The sequence below is a fragment of the Kroppenstedtia sanguinis genome, assembly GCF_050433445.1.
GTDB classification, from domain to species: domain Bacteria; phylum Bacillota; class Bacilli; order Thermoactinomycetales; family DSM-45169; genus Kroppenstedtia; species Kroppenstedtia sanguinis.
In genome coordinates, this window is record NZ_JBNPXF010000029.1 from 1 (window position 1) to 13414 (window position 13414).

General features: G+C 50.9%; 8 protein-coding genes. 2 read left to right on the forward strand and 6 right to left on the reverse strand.

The features are described from left to right. Positions 1 to 56: 56 nt before the first annotated feature. Both JOD24_RS14445 and JOD24_RS14450 read right to left on the reverse strand, forming a co-directional pair. Positions 57 to 851 carry a hypothetical protein gene (locus tag JOD24_RS14445; protein ID WP_380167560.1) on the reverse strand — a complete coding sequence of 265 codons (795 nt, stop codon included), beginning with the start codon at positions 849 to 851 and terminating at the stop codon, positions 57 to 59. 5 nt (positions 852 to 856) lie between these two features. Further along, complete coding sequence (locus tag JOD24_RS14450; protein WP_429247171.1) at positions 857 to 3172, reverse strand: PrsW family intramembrane metalloprotease; 2316 nt, start codon at positions 3170 to 3172, stop codon at positions 857 to 859. A gap of 152 nt (positions 3173 to 3324) precedes the next feature. Between JOD24_RS14450 and JOD24_RS14455 the strand changes: the two genes are divergently transcribed. Beyond that, a complete protein-coding gene (locus JOD24_RS14455; RefSeq protein ID WP_429247172.1) occupies positions 3325 to 4899 on the forward strand; it encodes a S9 family peptidase in 1575 nt (524 codons plus the stop codon). After that, entirely contained in the window at positions 4887 to 5120 is a 234-nt protein-coding gene (locus tag JOD24_RS14460; protein WP_429247188.1) for an alpha/beta hydrolase family protein, read from the forward strand. The genes JOD24_RS14455 and JOD24_RS14460 overlap by 13 nt, the downstream gene beginning before the upstream one ends. A gap of 101 nt (positions 5121 to 5221) precedes the next feature. Here the strand turns inward: JOD24_RS14460 and JOD24_RS14465 are convergent, their stop codons facing one another. From JOD24_RS14465 to JOD24_RS14480, 4 genes are read right to left on the reverse strand one after another with little or no spacing between them, the layout of a single operon-like run. Further along, positions 5222 to 9637 carry a coiled-coil domain-containing protein gene (locus JOD24_RS14465; protein ID WP_429247173.1) on the reverse strand — a complete coding sequence of 1472 codons (4416 nt, stop codon included), beginning with the start codon at positions 9635 to 9637 and terminating at the stop codon, positions 5222 to 5224. Next, positions 9637 to 10380, reverse strand: coding sequence for a DUF6063 family protein (locus tag JOD24_RS14470; RefSeq protein ID WP_429247174.1), 744 nt, complete (start codon positions 10378 to 10380; stop codon positions 9637 to 9639). Before JOD24_RS14470 ends, JOD24_RS14465 begins: the two co-directional genes overlap by 1 nt. Further along, entirely contained in the window at positions 10361 to 11920 is a 1560-nt protein-coding gene (locus JOD24_RS14475) for a hypothetical protein (protein WP_429247175.1), read from the reverse strand. The genes JOD24_RS14470 and JOD24_RS14475 overlap by 20 nt, the downstream gene beginning before the upstream one ends. Then, positions 11917 to 12990, reverse strand: a complete 1074-nt coding sequence (locus tag JOD24_RS14480; RefSeq protein WP_429247176.1) for a Wadjet anti-phage system protein JetD domain-containing protein — start codon at positions 12988 to 12990, stop codon at positions 11917 to 11919. Before JOD24_RS14480 ends, JOD24_RS14475 begins: the two co-directional genes overlap by 4 nt. Positions 12991 to 13414 lie beyond the last annotated feature (424 nt).

The following is a 13414-nucleotide window of genomic DNA, read 5'->3' on the forward strand; positions in this document are numbered from 1 at the left end:
AGTCCTGCAAAAAAGGACGAACAGGAACCAACTGATTCCCCATTCGTCCCAAACTGTTATGACGCCTCACCCTTATACAACGTCACCCCTTTTTCCTGACAAAACCGATCCACATCTTTCTCAAAGGTGCACAGAAATTCCCGAGTGTTCACTTTGCTTCGAGTCAGTTCCCGGTCATAGAAGCGAACCCGGACCTTGCCATCCGCCATCTCCTGTACCGCATCCGCTCCTAGGCGATCCTGCAAATAATCGATCACCCATTCCGTCGGTACATGGGCTTCAAACTCCTCCACCAACCGGGCCACTTCGTCTTTGGTCTTCAGTGTATAAAGCGAATCCTCCACCCGTTCATACAGCGGACGGGGACGATACAGATAGGCGGGATGACCCATGAAGGCAGTTAAATTGCGATCCGGCATCCACAATTCTTCTATGGCGGGCAGACCAGCCACATCGGTGAATACTTCCATCAGCTCCTGGGTTCTCCGTTCATTTAGAACGGGATCGTTGGTTTGAAAATATTTCAAGTCATCGTATTCTTCGACTCTTAACATTCCATCATTAACATCCAAACGATTGACATAGATTTCTTCTGTCACATTAGGATTAAAGAACGTAACATCGAATAATTCGTAGCGCTCCCGATCACTTAAAACTTCTTTTCGAACGGTATCGAAGGAATCGACATCTTTCAACCCTTCATCATAGCTAAATAAAGCTCCCCTTAGCCATTCCACCTGACCCCAATGCTTCATCAGGATTTCTGTTACATTTAATCCTATATGCATATAATCTTGCTTCAGATAGGAACCCCAGTAGGAAAACATCAGCCACCTTTGGATCTCTTCCATAATCCTTACCCTCCCCAGTCGATTCGGCGATATTTCACTGTGATACGGAGCTGCTCTTCAAAAGCTTTCTTCATTTTCTCCAATGCTTCTTCAGATGCCCACTTCGGCACTTTCAGCATATACTCCACCTTCGCATCAGAATGAGTGATGCCCAACTCCTTGGCAGAGGAAATCTTGTCCAGATTGTCGAGGAGATAATTTATCGATGCCTGATGCTTCTTAAATTGAATATAGCGTATCTGCCTTGCATCAGTATTTGCCGGAATACCTTCTCTTGTGAATTTTTTTGGATTCTCCTTCGCCATTTCTGCTAATCGCTCAAAATCCTTTTTTGAATACATTTTCGCTTCTTCCACGATGGTAATCTTTCCATCTTTGACCACTATATCATCTGGAATCCCGAAGGTGGTTTTTCGTCCGGGATCCTCTTTATAAGCCTGATCCAAAACGCTTTTAAACAAACTCTTGGTTTTGCTTGTCCCTAAGCTTCCTGGCAGGGGATCTTCTTCTTCAAAACGTTCCCAGCCCGTCTTCTTTTTCTCGGGCTCTTTTCCTTCTCCTCCCGGTCCGTTGGAAGCTCCGCTCCCGCGGGCTTGCCTCACATCGGGCTCGTTCCAATCTACTCTCGCGCCGGTGCCCGCCTCTTGCATGGAGTGCCCTGGCATCCATCTCCGTGCCCAGCGCTGGAGGGTGGTTTTTCCTCGGTGGATCAGCTCATCCACCACCCGGAGGACTGGAACGCGACGGGCGAGTTGATCCGCTGCCACAGCCAACATGAGGACTCCGGCTTCCTGGGGTGGGCGCCGGAGCAGCTCCTTTCCCCACTGTTTCAAGGTTCCCACCGGATCTTTCAGGAAAGCCTTTGTCGGCTCCGGGTTTTGCAGGATGTCGTTGGCGGTGAGTGCGGCACCGAGAGCGGTGAATCCTCCGGCGAGGAAACCGCCTCCCGTCGCTACCGTCAGGATCCCGCCCAGTACGGTGACGGTGGTGATGACTCCTGCCTTTTCCCAACCCTTCAGCCCTTGCCACCAGTCTGCCAAGCGATCCAGCAATCCTGTGAAATAGGCTTCCGGGCCATCGGACAAGATCCACACATCGGCGGAGAGCCCGAGGAACAGGAGCCCCACCGCCAAGGCACTCCCCAGAATCAAGAAACGCCGGTGTAGGGTCTGATGCAGGGTTTCCTGTTCCATCCCTCGATGCGCCTCAGGGGGGGCCAGCAACGTGAAGCCGAGGCGCCTTCGTTCCCGGGTGAATAAGAGCATGTGGCCCCATACCTGGCGCCCCCGAGGAATCGTCTGCAAAATCGTCAACAGCTCGGTCAAGGGTTCCAAGCGGTGTTCACCAGGGAGGCGAGGAAGCCTTTCTCTCACCCGGTTCAACCTGCGGTAGTCCAGCCCGATGGCCAACAGAAAAGCCGCCACGAAGACCCATTTCAAGAAGTGCCCCTGTCCGGTCAGTCCATACAGCAACTCCGCCAGTAAAGGCATCCCGTCACTGTGAGCATTCCAAGCCCCATGGTCAAATACCGCCCAAGAAAAGATCGCCAAGGGGAGGAGGAAGGCCTTCTTTCCCCACCGCTTCTGCAAATGAATCCCCAGTCCGATCGCCAAGGTGACAAACCCGCTCCAGATCCCATGTCCGGAAGAGAAAGCGTGACTGCTTTCAAAGGAGCCGGGAAACAGGGTGAAGATTTCCCAATTTTGCTCGGTGTCGGACAATAACTCCGACAGAAAGCCCCAGAATCCGCTTCCGGAATCTGCCGTCACCCAACGCCGTAGCATCTCTTCCATAAAGTCGAACCCGACCCCAACCGCCGCGCCGGCCAGCAGATAGTCGGTGAGACTGAAGTGTTGCGTACGCCGGGTCCACAGGAAGAGGAGAAAGAAGGGGATCAGCTTCACCGTCTCCTCGATGAAGGGCCCCAACACTTCACTGCTCCAGTCCGCCCCCACGGAAAGAGCTCCCTGAGCGAACAGGCCGTGAATAAAGTAGAGGATCAAGGCTGATAAAGGGGCGGTCAGCCAAGCCCCCACCGCAAAAAAACGGGCGGTCCCCGTCCAGGTCATCGTCTTGCTGCGGGCGAGGAACCAAAATTGCCACAACAGGTAATAGCTCCATAAAAACTGAACCAAGGCCTGCCTCGCTTGCGGGATGAAGATCCAGGCGAGGAGGGCGAGGGGAATCAGGATCCAAGCCAACAGGATGTAGGCTTTTCTTCCCCAGTGAAGCAGTTGGTGATGGTCTTTTCTCCAGCGTTGCCAACGTTGCTCCCCATATTGCAGGCAAGTGGTTCCCCACTGCCGCATCGTTTCAAGCAAGTACACCCCTCCTGTTCTGAAATTGATTCTATCGGAAATGGGGGAATTTTTCTACAAAAAATGCCCTCCGGTTCGGGGTTGAGAAAAGACTGAAAGGAAGGTACGATTTTCTGGAAAGAGACTTGACGACTCCGCAGGAGGGGAAAGATTCAGTGACATCTGTTAAGAAATCGATCGACATCCGTAGGTATATGGAGATCCGTTCCGCTTTCAGTCCTTCTTTTGCCCCTGATGACCAGGGGATGTACTTTCTGTCCACGATGAGCGGCACTACCCAGGTATGGAAACAGGACGTGGAGCACCCGTGGCCAAGACAGATCACTTTTTTCCCAGATGGGGTGATGGGAGTCAGCACCTCTCCCCAGGAAGATCGCATCTTGGTCAGTGCAGACCAGGGCGGAAACGAGCGAGCCCAACTCTTTCTGATGGACGGGGACGGTTTGGAAATGAAGGATATATCCCAGGACCCGGACCACATCTATGCTTTTGGTGCCTGGTCTCCTGACGGAAACAGCCTCACATACGCTTCCAACCGGCGTAATGGAAAGAACTTCGACGTATACCTGTATGAGCTGAAGACAGACAGTCACCGGCTCCTACACCAGAGTGACCACACCAACTATGCTGGCCGCTTCAGTCCCGATGGGAAAAAAATTCTCTTTTCCCGGGTATACAACAATATGGACAACGACCTTTGTCTCCTGGACCTCGACACTGGAAACACCCGCTGGCTCACGCCTCACAAAGGGGAGGCTGTTTTTGCCGGAGCCCGTTTTTCCCCTGATGGGGATAGTCTGTTTCTCCTGTCCGACTGGGAGAGTGAATTTACGCGTGTGGTCCGAGTCGATCTGAACACTTTGGACTGGACCTGGTTGACAGAGGATCAATGGGATGCGGAAGGCCTCTCCCTGTCTCCCGACGGTGGCTTCCTCGCTTTCACTCAAAATGAAGGTGGTAACTCCCGTTTGAAGATCCTGGATCTGGACGCCTCTCGCTCTCTGAAGCTGCCGGAACTGCCCCAGGGGGTAATTCTGGGAACGACATGGAGCTGGCAGGGAAACCGGTTGGCCTTCACCTTGAACAGCCCCCGCCATGGAACGGAGATCTGGCAGATCCAGCTGGAGAAATCCAATCCCGAGCGAATCACTTATGCTTCCATCTCCGGGGTTCCCCAAAACACCTTGATCGCACCGCAGGAGATCACCTACCCCTCCTTTGACGGACTAAAGATTCCCGCCTTCTATTATCGCCCCCCGGATCAGAAGGGTCCCTATCCCGTCATCGTGTGGGTCCATGGGGGACCCGAGTCCCAGAGCCGAAACAACTTCAACCCATTGATCCAATTTTTCCTGCAACGGGGGATGGCCGTCTTGGTCCCCAATGTCCGGGGTAGCTCCGGATACGGCCGCACCTATGTCCATCTCGATGATGTTCGCAAGCGAATGGATTCCGTCACCGATCTGGCCCAGTGCGTCGATTGGCTGAAAAAACACGGCAATGCGCGGGAGGATGCCATCGCTGTCATGGGAGGAAGCTACGGCGGATTCATGGTGTTAGCGGCTTTGACCCATCATCCCGATCTGTGGGCCGCCGGGGTGGATATCGTGGGGATCGCCAACCTCCGCAAAACACCAGCCCCTACCGCCGCCACCTGCGAGAATCGGAGTACGGCACTATCGAGGATGACGGTGATTTCTTCGATCAGGTCTCCCCGATTCACCATGTAGACAACATCCGAGCCCCTCTCTTCGTCGTCCACGGCGCCAACGATCCCCGTGTCCCCATATCCGAAGCGGAACAGATCGTCGACGCCCTCAAAAAACGCAACCACCCGGTGGAGTACCTCCGCTACGAAGACGAAGGCCACGGCCTCGCCAAACTAGAAAACCGCGTCCACGCCTACAGCGCCATCGCGGAATCCTTGGAGAAGTGGTTGATGAAGAAGTGAATATAGAGTGATCAAAGGGCTGCCTAATTGGCAGCCCTTTGGCCAATCTCCACTTTAACCATTACCAACCCAGACGTTCAACCAAAAATAAGGGCTTCCTCTCATACTGAGGGATCCACATGATAAAACCCCTTCTCGATCTCCTCCGCCTTCATTACTTCTCTGCCAAAGGCCGGTTGTAATTGGAGGCTGTATATAATGGGAAAACGGGCCAGGATTTCTTCGTCTTTATGGGCGGTCAGACAGATGAGCTGGATCGCATTTTGTTCGGCAATCCGAAATACCGTCTCCAAAATGTGAGGAGATGAAGCTTTTCCAAAGGGATTATCAGCGATAATCGTTTTATGGGCGCGGGGATTTCCGGTGGTTTGCCGGCGAATATAACTGATCAACACCATAAACATGGTCATGTAAATGCTGTAGTTTTCTCCACCGGACCAGCGGGCCACTTCATCCCAGGGGGCGTATTCCGTTCGGGACCGACGGGCGATCGATTCTTTTCTCGGTTTATAAACGGTGACCTGGCAATTTTCCAAGGGTGTCAGCAGGTGAAGGAGGTTACGGGTCCGCAATTTTTCTTCCATCCGGAGGTTCAGTTGGTCATCCTCCATTCCCTCCGCACTCCATTGTTGCAGATCCTTCAATGCTTTTTCCAGGTAGAGGGACATCTTCTCCTGTCCTTCCTCTTCCTCCCAGGACGGCCAGTCAATCCGGATGACTTGCAAGGTCCGATCGTACATTTCCACCCGTGCACTTTTAGGTATTTCTAATATACTGTCATGGATAGTTTTGGCACGTTGTAGACAGAGCTGGACCAAATGGTGATGATTTTTCTCACTCTCTTCCAAAGTACGTTGAAATTCCTTTTCGTAATGATCCAAGGCCTCATAAATCCGCACAAAATGAGTCTCCACAAAATCAAAATCATAGAGTCGCCCATCCGCATGGATTTCGCGCATCACCCGGACAAACTGATGCAACTTGGGATTGTTCCGCTCCTGGAGCTGCTGAGTAAAGCGCTGAAATTCCTGTTCCAGAACACGCTTTTGCTCTTTTATTCTTTTTCCGTTCTCCTGCCACTCCTTCATTCCATTCTGCACTGATTCTCGTGGAGTCAGATGTAATGACTCCCATTCGGCATCCGTCAACGACAATATTTCTTCGCCTGTTTCATCTGCTGGCAGCTCTTCCAAGCGACTGGATCGTTGGTCACTGATGCGCTCCGCCAGTTCCCGATATTCGTTTTGCCGTCGCTGTTCCCCATCCAGAAGTTCCACCAGATCCGTCCGTTCCTTGTTCACATCTGTCAATTCTTTTTGGAAACCGCTGTATTGGTGATCATGACGTTCCGGTGAATAGTCCGGGAAAGGCTCCCGACCATGATCGTTCATGACGCGCTTCCGACACTCCTCACAGCCCCCGTGCCATCGGCTCACTCTCCTTTGCCATTGGTTCCAACGCTCAACGGCAACTTTCTCCGCTTCTTTAGCCTCGTGAACCCGTTGTTCCCCCTCTTCCAACTCATTCCGGGTGATTTCCCGCCGGTGTTCCCGCAACCATTCATCCGAGAAATGGAGCTGTTTGATTTTATAGAGTGCTTCCTCCCTCAGCTTTTCCTCTTTCTCGATCAGTCTCTTCAAAAAGGTGACATCGGTATCTTGTTTTTTGATTAAGGACTCTTCCGTTTCAACATCTGCTTTGCACTGGAAATACTCTTTATCTGTCGGCTCCGCTTCCACTTCATGCAAACGGAAACGCCGCTCCTCATCGACCAGTTTTCCAATCACTTCCACACAATCCCGCAGCCTCTGCCTGCCCTCCTCCTGCTGGTTCCGGATCTTCTCCAACTCGTTTTCCAATCGCTCCATCCTTTGATTCAATTCCTCTTTTTGTTTGAGAGCCTGGCTTTTCTCTTCTGTTTTGTCGGGGAGTAAATTCACCCATTTCAAAAATTCCTCCAGGCGACTCATTCTCTTTTCGCTGATCCGTTCTTCTTTTTCTTTCTGTTGCAACTGATGTCGGAGGTTTTCCCGCTGTGTGGACAACTCTTGTTTCAGCCGGTGGATCCGGCCCAGTTCTTCCTCCAGGTGATTCGATTCCTCAGCGATCTCCTTTTCCCTCCCGATCCACTCCTGAACCCGGTCCGCGCTGAATTCCAGGTAAAATTTCTTAATCAGATGTGTGCAGTCAAGAACTCTTTTCTCCTTTTCCGCCACCTCTTTCAAACGAGATGCCAACTCCTCCCGCTTGGAACCCAAACGTTGTTTGAAATCGGTAAAGGCCTCCGTTTCGGAATACAGCTTCACCAATGGGGGTTGATAAAGATACACTCCTCGTTCCACAGTGAATAAGTGAAGGTCCGGCAATTCCATCGATCCGCTTAGATTGGCTGTGCTTTTCACAAGGAAGAGAATGGGAAAATCCGCCGACCAGGACTGATTTTGCCGCATCACCCGCTTGACTTGGTTCAGCTGATTCTCTTCCACCAAAATCGAAAAGGGAAGCAGAGGCCGGGACCGCAGAATCTGTTCCTTTTCCTGCCTGGATAAAGGTTGTCGTGAGAGCCATTCCGCCCCCAATACAGCGGAAATTCCCCTGTGTTCCAACCGACGTTGGATCCGAACCAGTTCCCCATGGGGGACATAATAGTCAACTCCTTCAACCCACACCCACTTTTCATCCAACCGGGCCCTCTCCGCCTGCAAATCCGCCCGGTCGCTCTGCACCCTTTGCAAGTGTCGATCCGCTTGGCTGATGAGCTCTTCTTTATCAGCATAAAGATCCGGAATGTGACGCAGGCCGATGGTATGATTCCACTCTCTTTTCAGCTCCTCTGCACGTCGGGAATAAATGGACAGCTGCTGATCCAGGTTTTTCTTTTCCGAAATGATTTCCGTCTTCCTTGTCATCAACTGAATATTTTCCTGTTCCAATTGCTCCTTCTTTTCTTCCATCGATCCCAGCTTCAGCTCCAGTTGTTGTTTCTCGTCTCGGATTTCTTTGCGGGAAGCCTCCTCCTCGTCCAAGACCTTTTGGGGAGAATGGGCCGCATCTTCTCCCAACTCCCGCCTGACTTCGGCTGCTTTCTCCTCGTACTGGCGAAGCCACTCCTCCACTTTCCCCAGTTCCTTCATCAAACTTTCTTCACGTTGCCGGCTCTCTCTCAAGGTTTCTTCGATGTGTTTCCGTCGGGAAGCTAGCTCCCCGTTTTCTTGCTCGATTTTGAACTTGTGACCTTCCCGCTTCTCCTTCTCCCGTTGCCAACTAAAACGCAAGTGCCTCTTCAACTTCTCCAGTTCCCGATGACTGTCCGGGGTCTTCCGCTCCAACAACTCCAGCTCTCTGGAATACTTGTAGAGGTTCTGTTCCGCCTCCTCCGCATCGTTAAAAGCTTTTAACGTTTGCAGAGACGCCAAGTGAGATTTAGCTTCCCGCAGCAGTTCCGACATTCGATTCTTTTCTGTTTCCGACTCCCTACATGCCCTCTCTCCCTCTTCCAATTCCAGCAGTTGCGCGTAATAGCGGTGACTGTCGATTTTCCATATCAGATCCTTTCGGACATCCTCCAGCATCTTCCGTTTCTGTTCCAGACTCTCCGCCCTCTTTTTGGATTCCTTCTGAAGTCGGTCAAAGGTTTTCCCCAAACGTTCCAACCACCGGTGAGACGCAATCAGTTGTGAACCGGTCTGTTTTACTTTTTCCGCTTCTTTCAGCACCGTTTCTGCGTGGTCGCGGATCACCTGAAAATCGGAGATATTCTGCTTGATAACGGGGATTTTCAGTAACATCTTTCGGTGTTCCTGAAAAGCGTTCACCAATTCTTTTCTTCTGGATTCTGTCTGGTAGATCACTTCTTCGGCATGGGGAATCAATAGATGTTCCAACAATTGCTGTGCGGTTTTGCTCCGCTCGAAAAACTTTTCCACGCCACCTTCCGTCCCGTTGGTATCCCGAATGCTTTTCCATTCTTCGGGAAGCACTTGGAACTGGCGCAATCTCCGATGGTACTCCTTGATCGAATCAAACACTTGCACTCGCTGTCGTTCCCGCTCCCGCAACCAGTCCTTCATCTCCTGAAACTGGATCGGCCGTTTGGAGCCGGCTTCCTGCTCCGCAAAAAAGGGAAGAGATTCAATCCTCAGCGAAGGATCCTCCCCATAATCAAACAGATAGGTAAAATAGCGGACCGAATTCCGGTCATCCGGACGAGGATTGGTAAAACAGAAACCGGTACACAGATAACTGGGTTGATCCCCTCCGGAGTCCAGCACCCATTCCACTGCAACCTGTCCGGTGTACCGTTCGTGCAGCAACAAATCGGCGATCCGGCGGTCATTGATTTTCTCGTTAGGCAGGACGGTCTGCATGATCAGTTGCAGGAGCAAGGTTTTCCCGCCCCCATTTGCCAAAAGTACAATGGCATTTTTCCCGTGAAAATCAAAGGTGATATCCGGATATTGCTTTTTGCCTCCGTCATACCGGATATTGGAGACACGAACCCGATGGATTTTCGGCATCAGCGGGAATCCTCCTTTTTAAACGTCAAGGGCTGAGATAACAGTTGGAGAAGGTTCTCTTTTCGTTGGCGGTTGAAATAATAGTGGGTAATCAAATAGTGACACTTGGGAAGGAGCCGGATCTCCCGCTCTTCCAAAATATGAAGCAGCCCCTCTTTTTCCATGAAGCCGAGGACACGCAAAATAAAGCTGACCCGGTTGTTGCGTGCCTGTTTGAGATTTTTCACCCGGTCGTCAAAGGAAGGGATCTCCAGCCACAGCTCGGCGGCGGAACGGAGATGGATCCCTTCGCTTTCTTCGATGTGGGCCAGATCCTCTTCTTCCGCTTCACTGATCGTGGTGATGTGATCCGTCACCGTCTTTTCCAGCTCCTCGATCGGGACAAATTGACGGGAGGATCCTTGTTGATCCTCACTGTTATAAAACTTGGCAAAAAGGCACAGAAGGACAAAATAAGCCAGATACAACTCCTGATTGTTTTTCAGGTTTAACCGCTTGCGGAGATCCTCATTGGAATAACCAAAATATTGGTTGCTGATCCCCGGAGACAGATAGAGAGAGGATTCCGTGGAAAAAATCTTCACATATGCTTCCGGTTCAATCACATGTTCCAGCACGTCCCGGACTCCGGTCCGTTGATAAGCAAAATGATATTCCCGCTCATCCGCCGGGATTTCCCCCTCACGCAACAGTTTCAAAAAGATGCGGAAAGCCCATGTCACCTCATCCTGCTCCCAAGCCATTCGTCTTCCTCCTTCGGACTATAAATTCCGACATGACATATCCTTGGGGCAGACGGATGATTTCATCCTTTGCAACCAGTTCAACAGCCCCCAGTTTTTGAATTTCCGGATCATTCCGGACCACTTGGATCAGCATGCGGGGCAACACATCCATCGCCATCTTCTCCACTTCCCGATCAGCGTTCACATGAATGACCCCCATCTGGTGCAATTGAATCAAAAAATGATAAAATTGAAGATCGGAAGTCACTTCCAAAAATTTGTCCGGATTCTCCTGTTCCAGACGCTTTAAAACATCGTTCACTCCGATCTCATCCCGCCCCTTCAAACTGTTTAAAAGCAAGCGCCAATAACCTTCCAGCTTTCGTTCCTTTTCCTTCAACCGCTCCCGCTCCTTTGCCTCTTCGACTCGCAATTGCTCTTCCTCGATCTCCAAGCTGACCGCCTCCTCTCCTTGCTCATCCAGTCGGCGCACCGGCTGCCTCTCAAAGATTCGGCCGGGATGAAAAGCGGCCCGACGGCGAAGAGACAACAGCGGATCCAAAATCGCTTTCAGTTTGTCCAATCCCCAGTTTTTGTGAATCGCCGGGTACAAAAATTCGTTTTCAAAGTTGACCCGGGTACTGAACGTAGTCAGAATGGCCGACTCCACCGACCGGTTCATCAAGTGTTGCAGCCGGATTTTATCGGTAAAAAGCGACTCGTGTTCCCCCATCACCCGGTGCATCCGATGTTGCAACAACGTGATTTTTTCCACCGCCTGTGCTTCTTTTTCCGTCAATTTCCCGGAGTGGTACTCTTCCAAGGTGTCCCGGATCAATCCATCCAACTCGAAAAAAACTCTCTTCTCCTGGTCCAACCGTTCATTGATACTGGCGAGTCGTCGCTGCAATTCCTGTTCCTTCGCCACCTGCAATACATCACGAAGAATCCGTTCTTCCAGGGCGCGGATCTTTTCCTTTTCACTGTTCACAGCCAGCCGCAGATCCTCGACGGTCCCCAATGCGTCGTCAAAAACACCTTTCAGGATCTGTTGTCTTAAATAGAGCTGAGTGATCGATACTTGTAACTCATTGTACAATTCCTTTGTTTTGAACAGCAGCTCCAGTCCGACACTGGACAACTTCAGGCGGACGGTCTTATCCTGCACCTCATAATCCTCAAATTCAATCAGGTCAAACTTATATGTTTCCTCGGAACCCTTTTCAAAGTTCGGGTAGGTAAAGGCAAAAGGGCGGCCGCTGTTGCGAAGTCCTTCCCGTACCAGGGTATGGGTCAGATCCAAGGCTTCTTCATGGGTCAGGATCTCACCATACTGCCTTTCGATCAGGCTTTGCAAAAAGGTGGCGATCTTGTCATAAGTGCAATCCCGGTCAGCCCGCAGCATATCTTCCAAAATGAACAGCATCACCGCCAAGCCAAGGGGGGCCAAGGGATAGGGTTGCTTTTGTTTTTGGGACAAGGCGAAGAAAGGATAAAAGGCGGCGATATTCTGCATCCGCTCGGAAAACCCGGAAATCATGTCATCAAACCGGTTCAACTTCCCCCCTCCTCTCCGCGCTCCTTCAGCCATAAATAATGAAGGCCCTCCTGTGGCAAATACTTCTGCTTTAACAACTCCCGCATCTCAGTTGCGGTATCCCCGCGAAAAAAGTCCAGAAATCTCTGTTCCGCCTCGGGCCGACCACGCTGGGCCTTTGCTCTCACAGGAGCTTGCGGTCCACATCGTTGAAAAAGATGTTCATAGAAATAGCAGAAAGGAAGGATTCTCACCTCTTCCTGCTGTTGATTCAACTGATGCCAGATCTCAATTCCGACAGGATCCAGATCGCCAAAATAATAAAAGCACACCTCCCGCTCCTGCAATCCCTCCAACTCCCAGACAAAAGGAAAGCTCTTTGTGATCTTCCACCCTTCCCCGTAAATCAGGAGGGAGAAGGAAATCCCTCCCCAAGATTCAATTCCTTTTTGAAGCAGTTCTTTCAGCGAGTGAAAAGTATCTTTATTTTCAATGATCAGGGCATTTACGGTACCTGGTTCCGTAAGGGTGCGCCGAACGTAAAAGAAAGGCTCATGGGTGGCATAACAGCATAAATCATCCCATGTCAGACCGATGTTTCGCAAAAGGCTCCGGCCCTGTGGGGAATTAAGCCATTTTTCATCACGAAACAACTGAAAGGATCGTTCGTTAAGCGGAATTGGAACTTGTTGAAGGGGAACCGGGTCGGACAAAAAACGATCGATCGCGATAACATAGAGCGCATCCCTCTCCCACTCATTCGGGTGTTTAAGATAATAGGAGGTTTGAATGGAAGGATGAAACCGGGTCAAGAGCTCTCTTTTAGTTTCCTGGTCAAGGGTGCTTTCCCGGCGCAGTTTTTCATAGCGGTTATATAAAGGGGGAATCATCCCATTTTGTTTACTCGCTTGGATCGGACGAATCCACTTTTCCGCCTCCAATTCGGCGATCACTTCTACAAAGTTAGAGTAACCCCCCGCTTGCAGGTACTTCCTCTGTCCCATTTGATGGATCAAAGCATCCTCAAGCTCTCGGGTGGAAATTCGTTTTCTTTTCTCTTGTTTCAGATGTTGAAGCACCTCTCGTTTCAAGTTCGTACCTCCTCTCACTCCGATCTCCCTCAGTATAAACGAAGACCCTGGCCAAAAACGGCCAAGGTCTGTCCACTGTGTGATCCGCTATGATATCCAAGGTAAACAACAAAAAAGGTGAACTTCTTTAAGTGGATTGGCGGATTTAGTTTGAAAAGATTGAAACTCCCTGAATCGGGTATTATAATAAGAGCAAGGAAAGAAACATTTTGGAGGCCGAGTCCCACTTATCGGGCCGGTTGACTGCGTTAAATCGGCAACTTTAACGCAGTCATTTTATTTTGACCGGGGTTCCGGACAGCGGTGGTCAGTGCCCTTTCTTTCTGGACTGGAGACAGTCCAGAAAGAGGCGGGTAATCTGGACAAGTGCGACGAGGAACGCCCCCATTCCAGTCAGACCAAGAATATTCTATCATCTGGCTCG

Bases quoted from the DNA above. Each gene is read 5' to 3' on its own strand.
- JOD24_RS14465 (WP_429247173.1), bottom strand. From the start codon at position 9,637: ATGCCGAAAATCCATCGGGTTCGTGTCTCCAATATCCGGTATGACGGA.
- JOD24_RS14445 (WP_380167560.1), bottom strand. From the start codon at position 851: ATGGAAGAGATCCAAAGGTGGCTGATGTTTTCCTACTGGGGTTCCTAT.
- JOD24_RS14470 (WP_429247174.1), bottom strand. From the start codon at position 10,380: ATGGCTTGGGAGCAGGATGAGGTGACATGGGCTTTCCGCATCTTTTTG.